We start from the raw sequence: 21,086 nt of genomic DNA on the forward strand, positions 1-21,086 counted from the left end.
GACGGCTTGGGCCAGCGGCGGGTGTCGAGACTGTGTCGATCCGGAGCGTCCTCGATCGTGTAAGTGCTGAGAGGCCGGCACGGCGCCGGCCGATTCGACAAGGAGGCACCCGAAATGACGCAGTACCTGCTCAGCATTTACCAGCCGGACGGCCCTGCCCCGGACCCTGAGTTCCTCGAACCCATCATGCGTGACCTGGCGGCCCTGAACCATGAAATGCAGGCGGCGGGGGCCTGGGTGTTCGCCGCGGGTCTCCACCCGGCGGAGTCCGCGACAGTCCTGCGGCCCAACGGTGGCGAGATCCTGGTGACCGACGGGCCGTTCACCGAAGGCAAGGAGCACCTCGGCGGATTCACCGTGATCGAGGCCGAGGATCTGGACGCGGCCCTTGGCTGGGCAAGGAAGCTGGCCGGCGCCACCACACTTCCCGTCGAAGTCCGTCCGTTCCAGCACTAGCCGCCGGTCGGGGGTGCTGGTGTGGGTGAGCGCCGTGGACATGAGGCAGCGACCGAGGCGGACATCGCCCGGGTGTTCCGGCGCGAGTACGGCCGCGCCGTAGCCGTTCTGACGCGGACGTTCGGGAACATCGATATTGCCGAGGACGCCGTCCAGGATGCCTTTGCCTCGGCGGTCCAGCACTGGCCCTCGGCCGGCATCCCGCCCAGCCCGGCTGGCTGGATCATCACGACGGCACGGCACCGGGCGATTGACCGGCTGCGGCGGGAAGCCTCACGCGAGGACAAGCACGCACAGGCGGCCCTGCTCGCGGCGGTGCGGTCCGGGGCCGGACCCGCGCCGGCCGCCGAAGAGCAGTTCCTGGCGGAACAGTCAGGGGTCGAGGACGTGGACGACGATACTTTGCGGCTGATTTTCACGTGCTGCCATCCTGCCCTGGCCGGGTCCGCCCAGGTGGCGCTGACGCTGCGGCTTCTGGGTGGATTGACGACGGCGGAAATCGCCAGGGCCTTCCTGGTTCCGGAAGCGACCACGGCGCAGCGGCTGGTCCGGGCCAAAGCGAAAATCCGGGATGCCAAGGTCCCATACCGGGTCCCGCAGGGCGCCGACCTGCCCGAACGGCTGCAATCGGTGCTGGCGGTGGTCTACCTCATCTTCAACGAGGGCTACACCGCGGGCCCCGCCGACGGCCCGGAACGTACGGAGCTCTGCACGGAAGCCATCCGGCTCGGCAGGCTGTTGGCGTCGCTGATGCCGGACGAACCGGAAGCGGCGGGACTGCTGGCGCTGATGCTGCTCATCGAGTCCCGCCGCGCCGCGCGATTCACGCCCGACGGGGGACTGGTGCTGCTCGCGGCCCAGGACCGGGGGCACTGGGACAGCGCCCTGGCCGCCGAAGGCCGTGAGCTGGTGCGCCGGTGCCTGCGCCGGAACCAGCCGGGACCGTATCAGCTCCAGGCGGCGATCAACGCCGTCCACAGCGACGCCGCGGCCGCCGGGGACACCGACTGGGCGCAGATCCTGCAGTTGTATGACCAGCTTCTGGCCGTCGCGCCGGGTCCTGTCGTGGCGCTGAACCGCGCCGTGGCCCTGGCAGAGCTCCACGGGCCCGTTGCCGGGCTGGCGGCGGTCGAGGGCCTGGGACTGGACACCTACTACCTCTTCCACGCCGTCCGCGCCGACTTCCTGGTGCGTCTGCGCCGCTATCCGGAGGCCGCCGAAGGCTACAGGCGGGCGCTGGCGCTTGCCGGCAGCGCCGCGGAACGCCGGTTCCTGGAAGGCAAGCTCCGCAGCCCGGTGTTCGGCGGGGCCGCAGACGGGTAGAAAGCAGACGGTTGGAAACCTGGGCCGGGCCGCGCCCCGTGGCGGGCCCGTTCGCGCCGGTTAAAAGAGTGGGGCCGGGCGATCTGGAGCAGGACTTGGGGGAACTCTGCTGCAAATCGCCCGGCGCACCGCCGGCTCCGGGGGAACCGGCTATCATCACTCGCACCTGTTGAGGCACTTTTAAAGTTAGTGGCCGATCATGGGTGCGCAGCGAGTTTTCCCTGTGTGTTCGCTGGCAATCCGACGGCGTCCCCGGGGGTGGTGGCCGGCTCCGCCGCGGGGGCTTTTAACGGCAAAGGCACCGGCGGTCCGCCGCGGGAAAATGGGAAAACCCGCTGCAACCACCGGTGCCGTGCAGGCATCCGCATGCCTGCTGCATCACTCGCACCCTCAATGAGGTAGTTACAACGTTAGGTTCCAAAGTTGTGCGCTGACTGCGCTGAAGGTGGGAGCTGGCTGGGAATCACGTCAGACTGCAATGATGGGGACATGAGCAACCGAATCGCATTCCTGGGCTGTGGGTCAATGAACGAGGCAATTATGGCGGGGCTGATCGACGGCGGCGTCGACCCGGGCGACATTGTCGCAACCGTCCGCCGGGCCGGGCGCGCGGCCGAGCTGGCCCAGCGCCACCCCGGGATCACCGCCATCGCGGGCGAAGAAGAGCCGGACAACAATAAACAGGCCGCCACCGGCTCCGCCGTCGTGATCCTGGGCGTCAAACCCGTGGGGATCGCGGACCTGGCCCGGGAAATCAGCGGGTCCCTTTCTCCGGGCACGATCGTCATCAGCGTTGCGGCCGCCGTGTCACTGGAGCAGCTGGAGGCGGCGCTGCCGGCCGGCCAGCCCGTCATCCGCACGATGCCGAACACGCCGGCGAAGCTGGGCCGCGGCGTGGTCTCCGTCTCGCCCGGGACCAGCTGCTCCGCCGGGCAGCTCCAGCGCGCCAAGGACATCCTCGCCGCCGCCGGCACGGTCGTGGAGATCCCGGAAGAGCAGGTGGACGCCCTCTCCGCGATCAGCGGCTCGGGCCCGGCCTACGCCTTCTACCTGGCGGAGGCCATGGCCGAGGCCGGGGCACGACTGGGCCTGGACCCGGAGCTGTCGCTGTTGCTGGCCCGCGAGACCGTCGCCGGGGCGGGCTTCATGCTGGCTGAGCCCGGCGCGGATCCTGCCGCATTGCGCAAGGCGGTCACGAGCCCGAACGGCACCACGGAACGGGCCATCGCCACCTTTGACGAGCGCGGACTGCCGGCCATCATTGCCGACGGCGCCCGCGCGGCGGCTGAGCGCGCCGCAGAAATCACCCGACAGCTCGCCTGAGCCGGCCCGGGCAGGCCCTGGAGCCGCGGCCCTGGAGCCGCAGCCCTGGGAGCCGCAGGCTCCGGCTGTGGCCTAGGGGCGGGCAGCGAACCGTTCGAGCAGGTCCACGTGGCCCGAAACGATGAGCATGTCCCGCGAAGAAACCTTGGTTTCCGGCCGCGCGTAGGTGAAGTCCTCGCCCGGGGACTTCACGCCCACAATCGTGACGCCGTACTTGGACCGGACCTTGGACTCGTCCAGGGTGAAGCCCACGGTCTCGCGCGGCGGATACATCTTGACGATCGCGAAGTCGTCGTCAAACTCGATGAAGTCCAGCATGCGCCCGGAGACCAGGTGCGCGGCGCGGACGCCGGCGTCGGCCTCCGGGTAGATGACGTGGTTGGCGCCGATGCGGGTGAGGATCTTGCCGTGCGAGGGCGTGATCGCCTTGACCCAGAGGTGTTCGATTCCCAGGTCCACGAGGTTCACCGTGATCAGCACCGAGGATTCGATCGAGGTGCCCACGCCCACGACGGCGGAACTGAATTCCTGGGCGCCGAGCTGGCGGAGGGCATCGATGTTGGTGGCGTCGGCTTCCACCACGTGCGTCAGGACGCTCGCCCACTTCTGGACGAGGGCGCGGTCGCGTTCAATGGCCAGGACCTCCCGGCCCTGCTTGACCAGCTGTTCTGCGGTGGATGCACCAAAACGGCCCAGCCCGATCACCAGCACGGGGGCGTTGTGGGCGGGGCGGTTGACGGCGCCTGAGGAACTAGCCAATGATCGGTCTCTCTTCCGGGTAGTGGTACAGCTGGCTGCGCTGGCGCAGGGCCAGGCCGGCGGCAAGGGTGACCGTCCCGACGCGCCCGGCGAACATGAGCAAAGCGAGGACGTAGACCCCCTCCGGCGGCAACTCTGCACTGAGGTTGGTGCTGAGGCCCACCGTGGCGAAGGCGGAAATGGTTTCAAACAGGACCCGGTCCAGGGATGCATGGCTGATATGCAGGAGCAGGAGGGCCGAGACCGAGACGAGGGTGGCGCCGGCGACGATCACCGAGATGGCTACGCGCATGGTGCCCTCGGGGATGGTGCGGCCGTAGATCTTCACGTCCGCGTCGCCGCGGGCCTCGGCGGTGATCGCCAGGAACATTACGGCGATGGTGGTGACCTTGATGCCGCCGGCCGTGGATGCGGAACCTCCGCCGGCGAACATGAGGGCATCGGAGAGCAACATGGTGGTGGACTCCATGTGGTTCTGGTCCACGAGGTTGAAGCCGCCGGAGCGCAACATGACTGAGGCAAAGAGCGCATGCGTGATCTTGTCGCCGAGGTCCATGTCCCCGATGGTGCGCAGGTTGTCCCACTCCAGGAAGCCCCAGAGGACCGTGCCGGCGGCCAGGAGAATGAAGGACACCTGGATGGTCAGCTTGGTGTGGAGGTTCCATTTCTTCCACCGGAACCCGTTCTGGTGCAGCACCATGACCACAGGGAAGCCCAGGCTGCCCAGGAATACCCCGAGCATCAACGGGACGAGGATCCAGAGATCGGTTTCGTACGGCACGATTCCGTCCGAATGCGGCGTGAATCCGGCGTTGTTGAACGATGAAATGGCATAGAAGACCCCGTGCCAGACGGCCTGCGGGAAGCTCTCCCCGAGGACCAGGAAGCGGGGGATCAGGGTCACGGCCAGGGCGGCCTCGATCACCACGGAGGTCACGATCACGATCCGGAGCAGCGTACCGACTTCGCCAAGCCGGCCGGCATTCATGGCCTCCTGGGCGATCAGCTTGCCGCGGACACCGAGTCTCTTGCTGACCATGAGCGCCAGCAGCGACGCGAGGGTCAAGGTGCCCAGGCCGCCCACGAAAATGCCGACCAGGATCACGAGCTGGCCGAAGAAGGACCAGTGCACAGCCGTGGAGACCACGGTCAGTCCCGTGACGCAGACAGCGGACGCCGCGGTGAAGAACGCCTGATGCAGTGGTGTGACTTGTCCGGTCGCGGAAGCCATGGGCAGCGAGAGCAAAGCGGTGAAGACCAGAATCACGACGCCGAACGCCGAGAGCGCCAGGCGGGCGGGCGAGCTGTTCGCGATGCTGTCAATGAAGTCGCGCAGGCGTGTGAAGATCCACAGGCCTTCCCGCTCCGGCATGCCTGGCTGCCAGCTGGCCGGGCTCGTGGACCTCGACTGGCTTTGCGTCATGTTCTTCCTCGGTTGAAACTTCTTCCCCAAGTAGTAAACCACTAAACACCGGGTAATGGCCGGGGGAACGCCCGTGCGCGCGCGGGAAGCCGGGGACGGCTCGGGTAGCCTGTGATTGATGACATTCCTGCCCGGACTCGCTCAGACCGCGCTGCCAACGACGGTGGTGTGGGCCCCAGCCATGACTGCCTACAACTTTGGCCACTCCCACCCGATGGCGCCGGAGCGCATGGAGCTCACAGCGAAGCTGGCCGGCAGCCTTGGACTGCTGGATCTGGACCACGTCACGGTAGCGGCTCCTGACGTCGCCACCGACGCGGAGCTGTGCGCGGTCCACAGCCCGGAGTTTGTGGCCGCCGTGCGGCGCGTGAGCGCAAACCCGGACACGTCCGACCACGCCAGGGGTCTCGGAACCGAGGATGACCCCGCCTTTGCCGGCATGCACGAAGCCAGTGCCCGGCTGGCCGGCGGCTCCCTGCTGGCGGCCGCAGCTGTCCTGGACGGCAGCGCCGTGCGGGCCGTGAACTTCGGCGGCGGGATGCACCACGCCTCCCGGGACCGCGCCAGCGGTTTTTGCATCTACAACGACGCCGCCCTCGCGGTCCAGCGGCTGCTCGACGGCGGCGTCCGGCGGGTGGCCTACGTCGACGTCGATGCGCACCACGGCGACGGCACGCAAAGCATCTTCTGGGACGATCCGCGCGTCCTGACCATTTCGCTGCACGAATCCGGACTGACCCTCTTCCCGGGCACCGGGTTTGCCAACGAGATCGGCGGACCGAACGCGCAGGGCAGCGCCGTGAACGTCGCCCTCCCGGCCGGCACCGTCGACGCCGGGTGGCTGCGGGCCTTCCACGCCGTCGTGCCCCAGCTCATTGGCGCGTTCGAACCGGAAGTGATCGTCAGCCAGCACGGCTGCGACTCGCACCGGCTTGACCCGCTCACCCACCTGAACATCAGCGTGGACGGCCAGCGCGAGGCCGCCACGGCGATAGGAAACCTCGCCGCACGCTACTGCGAGAACCGGTGGATTTCCACCGGGGGCGGCGGCTACAACGTGGTCAGCGTGGTGCCGCGGTCCTGGAGCCACCTCATAGCCATCGCCGCCGGCCGCCCGGTGCCGCTGCGCACCCCGGTTCCGGAGGATTGGCGCAACTACGTCAAAGACAAATATGGCGCCAGGTTCGGCGTGGAGCCCCCCGAGACGATGGGCGACGACGTGGACCTCTGGTGGCGGTCCTGGGAAGTGGGTTTTGACCCCAACGACGAGGTGGACCGCACCATCATGGCCACCCGCAAGGAAGTGTTTCCCCTGCACGGACTGGACCCCTGGTTCGACTGAATCCGGGCCGGGCTTGGGGGCTTGCACCAACGCAACAATTCGTGGATGCCATCTGGCGTATATGTCGCTAGTGTGGAGGGCATGGTGACAGACGACGTATTTGCCGTCATTGCTGAGGCAACCAGGCGTGACATTCTGATAGCCCTCCGCAAGGGGGACAAAGCGGTGGGGGAACTGGTCCAGGAGCTTGAAGCAAGCCAGCCCACCATTTCCAAACATCTCAAAGTCCTCCGGGAAGCGGACCTGGTGAGCATGCGCGCCCAGGGCCAGAAGCGGTATTACACGCTCAACCCCAAGCCGCTCACCGGGATCGCCACCTGGCTGCAGGCGTTCGACGTCGGCCCCGCCGCGACGGCGGACGCGGCCGCCGCCCTCCACGCCGAAGCCGGCCCCGCAGCCGTCCCGGAAGGTCTGGCCGCCGCCGCTGTTCCGCAACCAGCCGTCCCACAACCGGTCGCCGCGCAACCCGCCGCAGCACTGGCGGGCCGCCCTGCCGGCAGCCCGCTGAGCCCCGCCGTCGTCATCCCGGTGGGAACGGCGGGGGAAGACAAGATGCCCCAGCAGATCGGGCGGACCGTGGGCCGGGCCGCCACCAGAGCCGCCGATCTCCTGGCCAACCTGCCCAAATTCGGCCGCAAGAAGTAGGCTTTCCTGCCCCGCGTATGCCGCCCTGGGTATGCGCGCGGCCATCCGCTCCACCCAAAGGCACCTGGCCGATCTTTCGGGCGCCAGGGGCTTGTCAGAGGTGCTAGGTGCGGAGAATCCGCACGTGCTCGGGGGTGAGGTCCGCGACCCGGCTGACGCCCAGCAGTGCCATGGTGCGTTCCATGTCCTTCTCCAGGATTTGGAGCGCACGGTCCACACCGGCCCGACCGCCGGCCATGAGCCCGTACAGGTAGGCACGGCCGATCAGCGTGAAGTCGGCGCCCAGGGCGAGGGCGGCGATAATGTCCGCGCCGTTCATGATGCCGGTGTCCAGGATGATCGCTGCGTCGCTGTGGTCGGCCTTTAGTGCCGCGGAGACCTCCGGGAGCAGGTGGAACGGGATCGGTGCCCGGTCCAGCTGGCGGCCGCCGTGGTTGGAGAGCACAATCCCGTCCGCGCCATGGTCCACCACCTTGCGGGCGTCGTCGACCGTCTGGATGCCCTTGACCACGAGCTTGCCCTTCCACGTCTCGCGCAGCCAGTCGAGGTCGGCAAAGGTCAGGGTGGGATCGAACATGGAGTTGATGAGGTCCGCGACCGTGCCCGTGTAGCGGGAGAGCGACGCGAAGGTCAGCGGCTCGTGGGTGAGGAAGTTGAACCACCACGCGGGCCGGTAGGACGCATCCAGGACGGTCTTGAGGGTCAGGGCGGGCGGGATGGTCATGCCGTTGCGGACGTCGCGGAGCCTGGCGCCGGCGACGGCGGTGTCGACAGTGACCATGAGGGTGTCGTTGCCCGCCGCGGCGGCGCGTTGGATCAGTTCCAGGGAACGTTCCCGGTCCGTCCACAGGTACAGCTGGAACCAGTTGCGGCCCGTGGGTGCGGCGGCGGCCACGTCCTCGAGCGACGCCGTGCCCATGGTGGAGAGGGTGTACGGAATGCCGGCGGCTGCGGCGGCCTGGGAACCGGCGTATTCGCCCTCGGACTGCATCATCCGGGTGAAGCCGGTGGGCGCGATCCCCACCGGGAGGCGGGACGGCCCGCCCAGGATGTCAGTGCTGAGGTCGATGCTGGAGACGTCCCGCAGGACCCCGGGCCGGAATTCGATGTCCACGAACGCCTGGCGGGCGCGGCGGAGGGAGATTTCGGCCTCGGCGGCGCCATCCGTGTAGTCGAAGGGCGCCTGGGGTGTGCGGCGCTTGGCCATGTCCCGCAGGTCCCAGATGGTGCTGGCACGGCGCAGCCTGGCGGACCGGCTGAATTCCGGCTTCTTGAACTGCATCAGGGGAGCAAGGTCGGCGTACTTGGGCACGCGGCGCTTCAGCGCGGCAGGGAGCCCGCCGGCGGCCGCGGCTGTGTGGTGCCCGGATGCGGAGACCGCAGGGCCAGGGGCCGTGGCCGCGGGAGTGGTCGGAGCCTCGGGGTTGCCGGGCGGGACGGTGTGCGTCATGGCTGCCTCCATTTGCGGATCGGATGCTGTGCTGGGTTTCCCCACACTCTAGGTGGTGCCGGTGTGCGTCGAGATGTCATTTCGCGGCAGTTCCGGCGAACACCGCCGCGACGTGCCTGCCCGGCGACCACGGACCTGGTCCTGGCCGCCCGGAACTGGCCGCCCGTGGATTGTTACGTCCGGCGTTTGCTCCGGCCGCGGCTCCAGGGCTATGGTCAACGCTATGACTAACCGTTGGTATGCGTATTTTTCGTTGGCTCTGGAGGGGCCCGCGTCTAACTGACACGCATCCAACTTTCCTTCAGAGCCAACAGGGCAGAGATTATTCTCTGCCCTTCGCCATTTCTTCGGCGGGTTCTGACCAGGGCCCGCTCCGCACCCGGAACAGGACCCGAATATGAGCATCGAAGCAGCCACCGGCCCCCAACACTCCACCTCGAACCTGCGCGTCAGCGAGTTCACCCCGCTGCCCACCCCGCAGGACCTCATGGCGGAACTGCCCCTGGAGGCCCGCCTGGCCGAGGTGGTCGGGCGGGGCCGGGACGAGGTCCGGGCCATCATGGACGGTGTGGACGACAGGCTGCTCGTCATCGTCGGCCCCTGCTCCATCCACGACCCCAAGGCGGGCCTGGAATACGCCCGCCGGCTGGTCAGCCAGGCAGAGAAGCACCGCGAAGACCTGCTGATCGTCATGCGCACCTACTTCGAAAAGCCGCGCACCACGGTGGGCTGGAAGGGCCTGATCAACGACCCCCGGCTGGACGGCAGCCACGACATCGCCGCGGGCCTGCGCGCGGCCCGGTCCTTCCTGCGCCAGGTCACCGCCCTCGGCCTGCCCACCGCCACCGAGTTCCTTGAGCCAATCAGCCCCCAGTACGTCGCGGACCTGGTCGCCTGGGGCGCGATCGGCGCCCGCACCACGGAGAGCCAGATCCACCGCCAGCTGGCCTCCGGGCTGTCGATGCCGATCGGCTTCAAGAACGGGACCGACGGCGATCTCCAGGTGGCGCTGGACGCGTGCAGCGCCGCCGCTGCCGCCCAGGCGTTCCTCGGGATCGACGACGGCGGCCGGGCGGCGCTTGTGGCTACCGCCGGCAACCCGGACACCCACGTCATCCTCCGCGGCGGACGCAAGGGCCCCAACTACTCAGCCGCCGATGTTGAAGCGGCCTCAGCGAAACTCGCCGCGAAGCAGCTCAACCCCCGTCTGATCGTCGACGCCAGCCACGCCAACAGCGGCAAAAACCACCACCGCCAGGCCGAGGTCGCCCTCGAAATCGGTGCGCAGCTGGAAAATGCCGGAGCCGCCGCCGGGGCCATCGCCGGCGTCATGCTCGAGAGCTTCCTGGTGGGCGGGGCCCAGAACCTTGATGTCAACGCCGTTACCGGCTCCGGACGGGACGGGCTGGTCTACGGTCAGAGCGTCACTGATGCCTGCATGGACTGGGACGTGACGGCGTCGGTACTGGGCCAGCTGGCCGCCTCGGCCCGCACGCGGCGGACCCGTGCCTGAGGGAGGAGCAGGGGGAGGAGCGTGCCGCGGGATTTTCGAGATTCCTGCGGAAATCGTGTGGGGATTCCTGAGGAAGTCTTTCACTTTGGCACCATGAGCAACTAGTGTTGCTATCACATGGTTGTTTGATGGCTCAGCATCGGCACACCGCCATGTCAACAGGTGGGGCTGCCGTTCGCTTGAGCAAAGGAATAGGGAAATGTCTACGGAGGCCAACTTCTCCAAGGCCCGTTTTTTGACCGTGGCCGAAGTCGCGGAACTTATGCGGGTATCGAAAATGACTGTGTACCGTCTTGTGCATTCGGGGGAGATGCCGGCCGTGCGGTTCGGCCGCTCCTACCGCGTGCCGGAAAACGCCGTCGAGCAGTACCTCAAAGGTGCCGTCGTCGACCGGAATGACGGCCACGCCGGAACTGGCTGATCAGTCAGCGGCAACAATCACAGCGTGAATCGACCGCTTTGGGCCCCGCACGGGGCCCGCGGTCGTGGGGTGCCTCGCGGAGGCGGTACCCTGTTAAGGAACGTTTTACGTCATTGTAAGAACCTGTCAGTTGTTTCAGTCTGCTGCTTAGCCCGCGGACCCTTCCCAACAGGCAGGTACTGCATCTAGCCGGTAAGGAACTTTCGTGGGTTCAGTTATTAAGAAGCGTCGCAAGCGTATGGCCAAGAAGAAGCACCGCAAGCTGCTTCGCAAGACGCGCCACCAGCGTCGCAATAAGAAGTAGCAATACTTCGAAATGCATGAAATGCCCGTTGCCTTCCAGGCGACGGGCATTTTTCTTGCCTTCGGCGGTTGATTTGCGGTGGGGCGGGCCGGGGCGAACCGGGGAGACGCCGAGGAGGTGGCGCGTAAATTCGCACCGGATTCGGACGCGGGCTGCGAAACCAGAGGACGGCGGCCCTGATCCGCGCCGCGCCTGTCCGAATCCGCAGCGGAAGCCGCGGGCGGCCTAGCGGCTGGGGCCGCGGAAGCGGGAGAACCCCCGCCACAGGCCGTAGATGGCCCCTCCGACCGTTGCGGCCTTGAAGCCCAGAGTGGCGGCGCGCCGGCCGGCACGGAAGTCGTAGACCGGCCAGTTGTGCTCGCGGGCGTAGCGGCGCAGCTTGGAGTCGGGATTGATGGCAACGGGGTGCCCCACCATGCTCAGCAACGGGATGTCGTTGTGGGAATCGCTGTACGCCCAGCAGCGGCTCAGGTCCAGGCCCTGCTCCTCGGCAATTTGCTGGACTGCGACCGCTTTGGCCGGTCCATGGAGGATCTCGCCCACAAGCCGTCCCGTGTACGAGCCGTCCATGATCTCGCCAACTGTGCCCAGCGCCCCGGTCAGGCCCAGCCGGGCGGCAATGACAGTGGCCACCTCGATCGGCGTCGCAGTGACGAGCCATACCTTGCGCCCGACCCGAAGATGCTGCTCGGCCAAGGCCTTTGCCCCCGGCCAGATCCGCGACTCAATCATTTCGTCGTAGACCTCTTCGCCCAACGCCTCGATGTCCTTGGCCGTGATGCCGGCGGCCAGGGTCAGGGCGGAATCGCGGACGGCATGGACGTCATCCATGTTTTCGCCGCGCAGCACGAACATGAACTGCTTCCAGGCGAACCCGGCAGCCTGCGGCAGGGTGAAGGCGCCACGCTGGTGAAGCTTGCGGGCGACATGGAAAAGGCTTGCGCCCTTCATGAGGGTGTTGTCGACGTCGAAAAATGCGGCCTCGCCGTGCTGCGTCGATGCAGCAGGCTCATTGGCCACAATGACGTATTTCTCCTCGGGCATGCCACGAGTCTAGTCAATGACGGGCCCCCGGCCGCCCGCGGGACGCGCGACGCGACGGCAGGACGGCCCCGGACCCGGGCGGACTGCTCCGCGCGTCGACGCCGAAGTGGCCGCCGGGCTACGGTGGATGCATGGCCAAACCCGCACACTTACCTGCTGTAGTTCTGATCACCAAGGCTGACTGTCACCTGTGCACCGAGGCGCGTGCCGCCGTCGGCCGGGTCACCGCTGCGCTCGGACTAGATTGGTCGGAAAAATCGGTGGACGACGACGCCGGGCTGCGGGAACGCTTCGCCGAGGAGATCCCGGTGGTGCTGGTCGACGGCGTCCAGCGGGATTTCTGGAAGATCGACGAGGCCCGCCTGACCCGGACCCTGCAACGGATCCTCGACCAGCCCTCCTGACGGCGGGGTGCTTTGTTGCGTGATGCGCGGGGGCTCTAGAGTGGGAAGCACAACGCGACGCAATGGAGCAGATAGTGACTTCGCTGGATTCATCTCCCGGGCCTGTCCCCGGGGGAGCCGGGACTGCGGCCAAACAGATTCCGCCCGCGGCCGTGGCCCGGCTGACCATCTATCTGCGCGCCCTGACCACGCTGCTGGCTGACGGGGTGGACCGGGTCTCGTCCGAGTCGCTGGCCGAGGCCTCCGGAGTCAGTTCCTCGACGCTGCGCAAGGACCTCTCCTATGTCGGCTCCTACGGAACCCGGGGTGTCGGTTATGAGGTCCAGTACCTCAACCGCAACATCGCCGCTGCCCTCGGGCTGACGCACGACTGGAAAGTCGCGATCGTCGGTGCGGGCAACCTCGGCAAGGCCTTGGCCCGGTACGGCGGATTCGAGTCTCGAGGCTTTGACATTGTGGCGATTTTCGACGCCGACCAGATGGTGGTGGGCAGTGAAGTCGGGTGGCTGCGGGTCAGCGACGCCGCCGACCTTGAGCCGGTACTGCAGCGTACCGGTGCCAACATGGTGGTCCTCGCCTTGCCCGCGGCGGTGGCCCAGGACGTCTGCGACCGGGTGATAGCCGCCGGCGTGCGGAGCATCCTCAGCTTCGCGCCGGTGATGCTGCAGGTCCCCCCGGGAGTCAACCTCCGCAAGGTGGACATGGCAACGGAACTGCAGATTCTGGCCTACCACGCACAGAGGGCGCAGGACCCGGAAGACGCCGACTAAGATCGGCCAGCCCTCCGGTTCCCGCGCCCGCTGAGTGGTACCCCACTGGGTGGGTTCCTGGCGAAGCTACTTCCCGAAGGGGGCTCCGGGCTGGCCATAGGGGTTGGCAAAGGGCTGCCGCTTCTGGAAATACGGCGCTGCCGCGGGCAGGTAAAGCAGCACGATAGCCGCAATGCCCACGAGTGCCGCCAGGGTGGCGAGGCTGAGCGGGATGATGTTGAAGACCGACAATGCCGCGAACACGGTGCCCAGGATGCGGGCCCAGTTCTTGCCCTTGCGGACATTGAATGCCACGAGGGCGTACAGCCCGGCGCTGATGGCGGCAAACACCACGATGGTGCCGATCAGGACACCCTTAATGGATTCGAAGTCGACGCTCGTGCCGCTCGCTGCCATCTGCTGCTCGAACATGTCCCTGACGGCAGGGGTGTCCAGGGTTCCCAGGGATACCAGCATGGAGATGACCCACAAGGCTCCGGCTGCGATGATCAGCCAGAACGACGTATTGACCAACTGGGGAACCGCGCCCGGAGCCTGCGGCTGTTGGGACGGGTACTGGGCGTAGGGGGACTGGCCGTACGGCGACTGCGGGGCGTTCTGGCCGTACTGCGGCGTCTGGGGGGCGTTCTGGCCGTAGGCGGGGGGTGTCTGCTGGCCGTACTGCGGTGCCTGGGGGGCGTTCTGGCCGTAGGCGGGGGGTGTCTGCTGGCCGTACTGCGGTGCCTGGGGGGCGTTCTGGCCGTAGGCGGGGGGTGTCTGCTCGCCGTACTGCGGTGCCTGCGGTGCCTGCGGGGCGTTCTGGCCGTACTGCGGTGCCTGCGGCGCCGGAGTGGATTCCCCGCCCGGCTCGGAGCCGTTGGGAGGCGGGGGCTGGACTGGGGGATTGCTCATGAGGCGGTCCTTTGCGTGTCGATCGAATCGGCCACCGGGATCAGAGATCCTGCCCTGCCCCCAGCATGGTTTAGCTCAACCGTACCGCGGGCCGGCCGCCGTGTGGATCATTCCGGAGAGGTATTCTCAAGCCTCATTCGATGGCCGGCGCGTGGCGGCGGGGGAGCCCTGGCGCTGCCACGATTCCGCGGGTGCCCTGTGCGGCGGCAGGCCTAGATTCGGCCCCGGTTGGCGGCAAACCAGGCCTGTGCGTTCGGCAGCCACATGAGCACGGTCGCCACGAGGCTGATGAGGAAGCCCGGCAGGCCTCCGCCCGCCCGGCCGTCGGCGATGCCGGAACTGATGAGTGTCAGCACCAGGGAGATGCCGGCAAGGATGGTGAGGGCGAAGCGGGCCCATTCCCGGCCTTCCTTCATCTTCATGGCCAGGATGATCTGAGCGGTTGCCAGTGCGAGCGCCACGATCACGAGCAGCAGCACCAGGAGCCCGATCGCCGGCGCGAAGGCGACCAGGACGAAGGACCCGAACAACCCGATGACTCCACCGAGGAGGCCCAGGAGCCCGCCGATCAGCCAGATCCAGTAGGAGACCTTCAGCTCGGTGGGCATTGCAGCGACCTTGAACATGCCGGAGAGCCCGCCGGCAGGCAGTGCATCGCCGAAGTTCCTGGGGCGGTCGGTGGGCATCTCGAAGCGGAATCCGCCGGCCGACGCCGGCTGGCCCTGGTACCCCGGCGGCGGTGCCTGGTACCCGGGAGGCGGTGCCTGGTACCCGGGAGGGGGCGGCGGGTTGGCGGGAAGCTGCGGTGGGCCGGCGGGCGGGACGCTGCCCGATGCCGGCGGCTGGGCGCCCGGCTGCTGCGGAGGTACATCACTCGGGTTGCTCATGGCTCTCACTGTAGACCGCCGTTTCCTTGTTATCTAGGGAATCTGCAGCCGCGTCGCGGTGCCCGACGGCGGCGCCCAAGAGGGGCAGGCAGCAGCGGCGAAAAACAACAGCGCCCCGCTTCATCGCGAAGATGAAGCGGGGCGCTGGAGCCGGCTGACCGGCGTCGGCCCTCAGGCGGCGGGAGTGACCGGGCCGCGACCGTACTGGATGCTGGCTATGCTGCGGGAGCGATGAAGGCCAGTTCCAAGTTGATGGCAACCTTGTCGCTGACCAGCACGCCGCCGGCTTCGAGGACGGCGTTCCAGGTCAGCCCGAAGTCCTTGCGGCTGATGGTGGTTTCGGCGCTGAGGCCGGCGCGGGTGTTGCCGAAGGGATCGACGGCCACGCCGTTGAATTCGGTCTCGAGGGCCACGGGGCGGGTGATGCCCTTGATGGTGAGGTCGCCCTGGAGCTCGTAGGCGTCGCCCTTGGGGACGATGGTGTTGGATACAAAGGAGATCTCCGGGAACGTCTCGACGTCGAAGAAATCTTCGCCGCGGACGTGGCCGTCGCGGTTGGCGTCACCGGAGTCGAAGCTTGCGGTCTTGATCGAGGCGTTGACCTTGGAGTCGGTGACGTTCTCGGAGAGGTCCAGGGTGGCGGCGGCGTCGGTGAACTGACCGCGGACCTTGCTGATGCCGGCGTGGCGGACGGTGAAGCCGATCTCGCTGTGCGACGGGTCGAGGGTCCAGGTGCCGGTGGTGACGTTTGCGGGAAGTGCCATGGTGGTTCTCCTTGAGTCGGGTTGGTACTGCGGTGGTTCGTCTGATCGCTAGTTGAAGCATCATTGGTTGAAATCTCAACTAACTGCTTCACCCAGTATAAACATGCATTTGCATCTTTTATTCCAACTCCGGGGAACATTTTTCCAAACTCATCAGTTCTACCTCCCGTAGAAGATTTCAGATCGACCGGCATCTTTGAGAAACTGGTAGACATGCCCCAAGCCACTGTTCATTTGCTCCGCCACGGCGAGGTCCACAATCCCGATGGTGTCCTGTACGGCAGGCTGCCGGAATTCCACCTCTCCGAACTCGGCCGGGAGATGGCCCGCACCCTGGCGGAACACTTCAGGGAGCGGTCCGCGCAAGGGGCCAGGATCGTCCACCTCGCCGCGTCCCCACTGACCCGCGCGCAGGAGACGGCGCAGCCGATCGCCGACGCCCTGGGCCTGGAGATTGCCACCGAATCCCGCATCATCGAGGCCGCCAACTACTTTGAGGGCCTTCGCGTCTCGAAGGCGGAGCTGCTGCGTCCCAAACACTGGGCCCGGCTGTACAACCCGTTGCGGCCCTCCTGGGGTGAGCCGTACAAGGAGCAGGCCGCGCGGGTCATCGCGGCCGTCCAGGACGCACGCATCCGTGCCATCGAGCTGGGCGGCAACGGGGCCGAAGCCATCCTTGTCAGCCACCAGCTGCCCATCTGGGCCACGCGGCTCAGCGCCGAAGGCCGGCCGTTGTGGCACGACCCGCGCAAGCGCGAATGCACCCTGACGTCCCTGACATCCCTGGTGTTCGACGACGCCGGCGGCCTCGTGCGCGTCGACTACAGCGAGCCCGCTGCCGCCCTGCTGCCCGGTGCCGCCAGCACCCCGGGAGCCTGACCATGGCCGCGAACCGCCGCGAATACATGCCTTTGTCCCGCCGCAGCGTCCTGACCGCCGGCGGGGCCGCGCTGGCCGCGGTGTTCGGGCTCTCCGGCTGCGCCCAGGACGACGCCCTCGCCAAACAGGCCAAGGCCGGAGACAACAAGAACTACGTGGCCGGCGACGGGTCCGTGACCGAGTTCGCCGTCGCGGACCGCAAGAGCCCCGTGGCGCTCAAGGGGACGCTGTTCGACGGCACGGCCGTCACGTCGGCGGACTTCCCCGGCAAAGTCACCGTGCTGAACTTCTGGTTTGCCGCCTGCGCCCCCTGCCGGGTCGAGGCGCCCTCCCTCGAGGCGCTGAACCAGGAATTCAAGACCAAGGGCGTACAGTTCTTCGGCGTCAACCTGCGCGATGAGAAGGCCACGGCCGACGCGTTCGACAAGACCTTCAACCTGACGTACCCGAGCTTCAATGACAAGGACGGCGCCGTGCTGCTGGCCGTCTCCGGCCTCGTGCCGCCCGGCGCCGTGCCCACCACCCTCGTGCTGGACAAGCAGGGCCGCGTCGCCTCCCGGGTCCTGGGCGAAATCCAGCAGGGCACCCTGAAATCCCTCATCGCCGCCGCCGTGGCCGAGTAGCGCGGCCCCACCGTGAACAGCCCCTTCGCCGAAGCCATCCTGAACGGATCGCTGCTGCTTGCCATTCCCGTCGCGCTGCTGGCCGGACTGGTCTCCTTCCTCTCGCCCTGCGTCCTCCCGCTGGTGCCCGGATACCTGGGCTACGTCACGGGGCTGACCGGCGTCGACCTGCAGAAGCAAAGGCGCGGGCGCATGCTGGCCGGCATCGGGCTGTTCGTCCTCGGTTTCTCCGTGATCTTCGTGCTGCTCGGCGGCGCCTTCGGGCAGCTGGGCAGCTTCATCACGGGCTCGCAGAACATGTGGATCACCCAGCTGCTGGGCGTCCTGGTGATCGTCATGGGCGTGGTGTTCATGGGCGGCTTCGGCTGGCTCCAGCGCGATGCCAAGATCCATGCCAAACCCCCGGCCGGTCTCTGGGGCGCGCCCTTGCTGGGCATCACCTTCGGGCTGGGCTGGGCACCGTGCATCGGTCCGACGTATTCGGCCGTCCAGCTCCTTAGCCTCTCCGGCGGCTCCTCGGCGGCCAAGGGGGCGTTCCTGGCGTTTGTCTACAGCCTTGGGCTGGGAATCCCGTTCCTGCTGATCGCCCTGGCCGTGCGCCGCGGCATTGGCGTGATGTCCTTCTTCCGCAACCACCGGCTCGCCATCCAGCGCACCGGCGGCGGCATCCTGATCCTGCTTGGGATCCTGATGGCGAGCGGTGTGTGGGGCACCTGGGTCTCCGGGTTGCAGTACTGGTTCCAAACCGATGTGAATTTGCCAATCTGATGAGCGAGCGCGTGAACGAAAAGAAGAAGTCCCCGAAGCCCGAGGCCGTCCTGCCCACGCTGGGTCCGTTGGGCATGCTCCGGTGGGCGTGGACGCAGCTGACCAGCATGCGCACAGCCCTGTTCCTGCTCTTGCTGCTGGCCGTCGCCGCCGTGCCCGGCTCGCTGTTCCCGCAGCGCCCGGCCAACCCGGCGATTGTCACGCAGTACATCAAGGACCACCCGGACTACGGCTCGATCCTGGACTCGGTGCAGCTCTACGACGTCTACTCCTCTGCCTGGTTTTCCGCGATCTACATCCTGCTGTTCGTCTCGCTGATTGGCTGCGTGATCCCGCGCGCCATCGCGCACTACAAAGCGATGCGCTCCCAGCCCCCGCGCACCCCCGCCCGCCTGTCCAGGCTCCCCGAATACGGCACCCTGGTGATTCCGGCCGACGCCGGGATCCCGGCGTCGGCCGCCATCACCGACGCCGCCGAGCTGCTGAAAAAGCGCGGCTACCGCGTCGACGTGCGGGACCACGACGGCGCCCGCCCGTCCTTGGGCGCCGAGCGCGGCTTCCTGAAGGAAGTCGGCAACCTCGTCTTTCACACCGCGCTGATCGGAGTGCTGGTTTCGGTGGCGGCCGGCGGCCTCTTCGGCTACAGCGGGCAGCGCATCCTGGTGGAGGGCGACACGTTCGTCAACACCCTCGTCGGCTACGACCAGTTCACCCCCGGCACCAATTTCCAGAGCAGCCAGCTGCAGCCCTATTCGGTCCAGCTGGACAAGTTCGACATCACCTTCGACCGTGAATCGAAGGGCAAGTTCGGTCAGCCCATCGACTTCACCGCCGCCGTGACCACGAAGGAAAACCCGGACGCACCCGCCAAGAAGGAGGTGCTCAAGGTCAACGACCCCCTCAGCCTCGGCGGCACCAGCGTGTACCTCACCGGCAACGGCTACGCTCCCGTCGTCACGATTCGCGACGGCGCGGGCAATGTTGCCATGCAGGGACCCGTGGTGGCCAAGCTCCAGGGCGAGAACTACTACTCCTCCGTGGTGATCAAGGTTCCGGACGCCAAACCCGAACAGCTCGCCTTCGCCGGGTTCTTCCTGCCGACGGCGTTTGTCACCGACAAGGGCGTGTCCTTCAGCGGTGATCCGGAGCTCATCAACCCGCAGCTGACCCTGAATTCCTACTTCGGCGACCTCGGCCTGGACGCGGGCTCCCCGCAGAACGTCTTCGAGCTCGACGTCAAGAAACTGACGCCGCTCAACGCCCGCAACCTGGACACCAAGGGCATCGTCCTGGCGCCCGGGAGCAGCTACACGCTGCCGAACGGCAAGGGTTCCATCAGCTTCGACGGCGTCAAGCGCTACATCGGCGTGGACATCCACCACAACCCCGGCCAGCTGTACGCCCTGATCTTCGCGCTCCTGGCCGTGGCCGGGCTTGTGACCTCGCTCTATGTGAACCGCCGCCGTGTCTGGGTCCGCACCGGCACCCACGAGGACGGCCGCACCATGGTGGAGTACGGTCTCCTGGCCCGCGGTGAGGACCACCGCCTGGCCGGGGAGGCCGCGGCAATCCGCAAACTCCTTTCGGACGATTGGCTGTTGGGCGATGAGGCCGCGACCGGCTCCCAGCCCGCTCCCAGCGCAACAGCGGATAATGACCGGGCGGATACCGCCGCGAATGGTGCCAGCGGCACGCACGCCGCTCCTGAACAACCCGCAGAAGACTTCATCCAGTCAACAGCCGGCTCTTCCGAGTCGAAGAAGGATCAGTAATGCCGTTCTCGATCAACGAAACCATGGGCCAGTACAGCGAGCTGTTCATGCTGCTGGCCGCGGGCACGTACACGGTGGCGTTCATCGCCTTCGCCTGGGACCTGGCCAAGAGCAGCAAGACGCTGCGCGCGGTGGATCTCAAGGCCGCGGAGCTCTCCGGCGCGGCGGCCGAGGCCAATGCCGCGCGCGTTCCCGTGGGCGTCGGTGCGGGGGCCGCCGGAGCCGACGCCGCCCGCTCCGATGCGGACGTCAGCGGCCCGGCAGGCCGTGCCGAGCGTCCGACGTCGGCCACCTCCCGCCCCGGCACCGCCGCAGGCGCGGGCCAGACCGCCGACGGCAGCATGCGCTACGCCGGCGAGCGGCGTGCCCCCGCCCGCGTCGCCGTCGCGCTGACCGTCCTCGGCGCCGCGATTCATGCGGCCGGCGTGATCACCCGCGCGCTCGGTGCCGGCCGGGTGCCGTGGGGCAACATGTACGAATTCCTCACCACGGGCGCGTTCGTGGCCGTGGCCGTCTTCCTGCTGGTGCTGATCCGCCGCGACCTGCGCTTCCTGGGCACGTTCGTGATCGGCCTGGCCATCATCATGCTGGTTGCCGCCTCCATCGCCTTCTGGACTCCCGTGGGCCACCTCGTGCCGGCGCTCCAGAGCTACTGGCTGATCATCCACGTTTCCATCGCGGTAATGTCCTCGGCCCTGTTCACCCTGACCTTCGCGATGTCCGCGCTGCAGCTCGTGCAGTCGCACCGGCAGAAGACCATCGCCGCCGGCGGAGCCGACAAGCTCGGGTTCATGCGCCTGGTCCCGAACGCCCTGAGCCTGGAGAACCTGTCCTACCGCATCAACGCGATCGCGTTCGTCGGCTGGACGTTTACGCTCATGTTCGGCGCCATCTGGGCGGAGAAAGCCTGGGGCCGGTTCTGGGGCTGGGACACGAAGGAAGTCTGGACGTTCGTGATCTGGGTGGTCTACGCCGGATACCTGCACGCCCGCGCCACCCGCGGCTGGACCGGAACCCGTGCTGCCTGGCTGTCGATCGTCGGCTACCTGTGCGTGGTCTTCAACTTCACGATCGTGAACCAGTTCTTCAACGGCCTGCACTCCTACTCGGGACTGTAAGCCGCACCCCGGTCCATAACCGCACCCCGGCCCATAACCGCACCCGGGCCGGGTGCTTCGGGGTCCTTCCGGGTCCTTCCGGGACTGTGTGGGCCCGCGCTCTCTCGATTTGCCACAGATGGCCGCTAAGCCGATGCGCTTAGCGGCCATTCGCGTCAGATCGGTGCGCCGCACGGGGGTTTGGCAGCGTGGCATGGCATGAGGGTG

The 21,086-nt window shown here is 67.4% G+C and carries 22 protein-coding genes; 15 read left to right on the forward strand and 7 right to left on the reverse strand.

What is annotated here, in order from left to right; genetic code table 11:
• The first annotated feature begins 114 nt into the window (after positions 1 to 114).
• From AC1DNG_RS09950 to proC, 3 genes are all read left to right on the forward strand, one after another.
• Complete coding sequence (locus AC1DNG_RS09950; RefSeq protein WP_028277719.1) at positions 115 to 456, forward strand: YciI family protein; 342 nt, start codon at positions 115 to 117, stop codon at positions 454 to 456.
• 21 nt (positions 457 to 477) lie between these two features.
• Positions 478 to 1,779, forward strand: coding sequence for an RNA polymerase sigma factor (locus tag AC1DNG_RS09955; protein WP_476887257.1), 1,302 nt, complete (start codon positions 478 to 480; stop codon positions 1,777 to 1,779).
• Positions 1,780 to 2,268: 489 nt separating this feature from the next.
• Positions 2,269 to 3,102, forward strand: coding sequence for a pyrroline-5-carboxylate reductase (gene proC / locus AC1DNG_RS09960; protein ID WP_476850224.1), 834 nt, complete (start codon positions 2,269 to 2,271; stop codon positions 3,100 to 3,102).
• 72 nt (positions 3,103 to 3,174) lie between these two features.
• On the opposite strand, the gene AC1DNG_RS09965 is transcribed toward proC, so the two are convergent.
• Positions 3,175 to 3,813, reverse strand: coding sequence for a potassium channel family protein (locus tag AC1DNG_RS09965; protein ID WP_374208249.1), 639 nt, complete (start codon positions 3,811 to 3,813; stop codon positions 3,175 to 3,177).
• A gap of 40 nt (positions 3,814 to 3,853) precedes the next feature.
• Positions 3,854 to 5,284, reverse strand: coding sequence for a TrkH family potassium uptake protein (locus AC1DNG_RS09970; protein ID WP_476887258.1), 1,431 nt, complete (start codon positions 5,282 to 5,284; stop codon positions 3,854 to 3,856).
• A 118-nt stretch (positions 5,285 to 5,402) separates the two neighbouring features.
• On the opposite strand from AC1DNG_RS09970, the gene AC1DNG_RS09975 reads away from it, so the two are divergent.
• Together AC1DNG_RS09975 and AC1DNG_RS09980 are read left to right on the forward strand one after the other, a co-directional pair.
• A complete protein-coding gene (locus AC1DNG_RS09975; protein ID WP_476887259.1) occupies positions 5,403 to 6,626 on the forward strand; it encodes an acetoin utilization protein AcuC in 1,224 nt (407 codons plus the stop codon).
• An 81-nt stretch (positions 6,627 to 6,707) separates the two neighbouring features.
• Complete coding sequence (locus AC1DNG_RS09980; protein ID WP_476887260.1) at positions 6,708 to 7,271, forward strand: ArsR/SmtB family transcription factor; 564 nt, start codon at positions 6,708 to 6,710, stop codon at positions 7,269 to 7,271.
• A gap of 103 nt (positions 7,272 to 7,374) precedes the next feature.
• On the opposite strand, the gene AC1DNG_RS09985 is transcribed toward AC1DNG_RS09980, so the two are convergent.
• Entirely contained in the window at positions 7,375 to 8,721 is a 1,347-nt protein-coding gene (locus AC1DNG_RS09985; protein WP_476887261.1) for an alpha-hydroxy acid oxidase, read from the reverse strand.
• Between the two features lie 397 nt (positions 8,722 to 9,118).
• On the opposite strand from AC1DNG_RS09985, the gene AC1DNG_RS09990 reads away from it, so the two are divergent.
• From AC1DNG_RS09990 to AC1DNG_RS10000, 3 genes are all read left to right on the forward strand, one after another.
• Entirely contained in the window at positions 9,119 to 10,234 is a 1,116-nt protein-coding gene (locus AC1DNG_RS09990) for a 3-deoxy-7-phosphoheptulonate synthase (protein ID WP_476887262.1), read from the forward strand.
• 199 nt (positions 10,235 to 10,433) lie between these two features.
• Positions 10,434 to 10,655 carry a helix-turn-helix domain-containing protein gene (locus AC1DNG_RS09995; RefSeq protein WP_018775046.1) on the forward strand — a complete coding sequence of 74 codons (222 nt, stop codon included), beginning with the start codon at positions 10,434 to 10,436 and terminating at the stop codon, positions 10,653 to 10,655.
• Between the two features lie 205 nt (positions 10,656 to 10,860).
• The gene (locus tag AC1DNG_RS10000) at positions 10,861 to 10,959 is read left to right on the forward strand and encodes a 30S ribosomal protein bS22 (RefSeq protein WP_003792170.1); all 99 of its coding nucleotides are present in this window, start codon (positions 10,861 to 10,863) and stop codon (positions 10,957 to 10,959) included.
• 225 nt (positions 10,960 to 11,184) lie between these two features.
• Here the strand turns inward: AC1DNG_RS10000 and AC1DNG_RS10005 are convergent, their stop codons facing one another.
• Positions 11,185 to 12,003 carry an HAD family hydrolase gene (locus AC1DNG_RS10005; protein WP_018775047.1) on the reverse strand — a complete coding sequence of 273 codons (819 nt, stop codon included), beginning with the start codon at positions 12,001 to 12,003 and terminating at the stop codon, positions 11,185 to 11,187.
• A 131-nt stretch (positions 12,004 to 12,134) separates the two neighbouring features.
• On the opposite strand from AC1DNG_RS10005, the gene AC1DNG_RS10010 reads away from it, so the two are divergent.
• Both AC1DNG_RS10010 and AC1DNG_RS10015 read left to right on the forward strand, forming a co-directional pair.
• Positions 12,135 to 12,407 carry a glutaredoxin family protein gene (locus AC1DNG_RS10010; RefSeq protein WP_476855540.1) on the forward strand — a complete coding sequence of 91 codons (273 nt, stop codon included), beginning with the start codon at positions 12,135 to 12,137 and terminating at the stop codon, positions 12,405 to 12,407.
• Positions 12,408 to 12,481: 74 nt separating this feature from the next.
• Positions 12,482 to 13,177 (forward strand): redox-sensing transcriptional repressor Rex, encoded by a 696-nt coding sequence (locus tag AC1DNG_RS10015; RefSeq protein ID WP_079555510.1) that lies wholly within the window; start codon positions 12,482 to 12,484, stop codon positions 13,175 to 13,177.
• A gap of 66 nt (positions 13,178 to 13,243) precedes the next feature.
• Here the strand turns inward: AC1DNG_RS10015 and AC1DNG_RS10020 are convergent, their stop codons facing one another.
• The 3 genes from AC1DNG_RS10020 to AC1DNG_RS10030 all read right to left on the reverse strand — a co-directional run bounded on the left by AC1DNG_RS10020 (position 13,244) and on the right by AC1DNG_RS10030 (position 15,719).
• The gene (locus AC1DNG_RS10020; RefSeq protein WP_476887263.1) at positions 13,244 to 14,068 is read right to left on the reverse strand and encodes a hypothetical protein; all 825 of its coding nucleotides are present in this window, start codon (positions 14,066 to 14,068) and stop codon (positions 13,244 to 13,246) included.
• A gap of 212 nt (positions 14,069 to 14,280) precedes the next feature.
• Positions 14,281 to 14,955, reverse strand: a complete 675-nt coding sequence (locus AC1DNG_RS10025) for a hypothetical protein (RefSeq protein ID WP_476887264.1) — start codon at positions 14,953 to 14,955, stop codon at positions 14,281 to 14,283.
• Between the two features lie 215 nt (positions 14,956 to 15,170).
• Entirely contained in the window at positions 15,171 to 15,719 is a 549-nt protein-coding gene (locus AC1DNG_RS10030; protein ID WP_476887265.1) for a YceI family protein, read from the reverse strand.
• 213 nt (positions 15,720 to 15,932) lie between these two features.
• On the opposite strand from AC1DNG_RS10030, the gene AC1DNG_RS10035 reads away from it, so the two are divergent.
• Genes AC1DNG_RS10035 through ccsB form a run of 5 tightly spaced genes read left to right on the forward strand, consistent with a single transcriptional unit; the run spans position 15,933 to position 20,879 of the window.
• Positions 15,933 to 16,598 carry a histidine phosphatase family protein gene (locus AC1DNG_RS10035; RefSeq protein WP_230010601.1) on the forward strand — a complete coding sequence of 222 codons (666 nt, stop codon included), beginning with the start codon at positions 15,933 to 15,935 and terminating at the stop codon, positions 16,596 to 16,598.
• Between the two features lie 2 nt (positions 16,599 to 16,600).
• Positions 16,601 to 17,221: a TlpA family protein disulfide reductase gene (locus AC1DNG_RS10040; RefSeq protein ID WP_476850216.1), complete on the forward strand. Its 621-nt coding sequence runs from the start codon at positions 16,601 to 16,603 to the stop codon at positions 17,219 to 17,221.
• Between the two features lie 12 nt (positions 17,222 to 17,233).
• Positions 17,234 to 17,989: a cytochrome c biogenesis CcdA family protein gene (locus tag AC1DNG_RS10045; protein WP_028278104.1), complete on the forward strand. Its 756-nt coding sequence runs from the start codon at positions 17,234 to 17,236 to the stop codon at positions 17,987 to 17,989.
• Positions 17,989 to 19,761: a cytochrome c biogenesis protein ResB gene (gene resB / locus AC1DNG_RS10050; protein ID WP_476887266.1), complete on the forward strand. Its 1,773-nt coding sequence runs from the start codon at positions 17,989 to 17,991 to the stop codon at positions 19,759 to 19,761. Before AC1DNG_RS10045 ends, resB begins: the two co-directional genes overlap by 1 nt.
• On the forward strand, positions 19,761 to 20,879 hold the full coding sequence (gene ccsB / locus AC1DNG_RS10055; RefSeq protein WP_476855544.1) for a c-type cytochrome biogenesis protein CcsB: 1,119 nt from the start codon (positions 19,761 to 19,763) through the stop codon (positions 20,877 to 20,879). Before resB ends, ccsB begins: the two co-directional genes overlap by 1 nt.
• Positions 20,880 to 21,086 lie beyond the last annotated feature (207 nt).

This window comes from Arthrobacter sp. 01T425 (genome assembly GCF_056398725.1).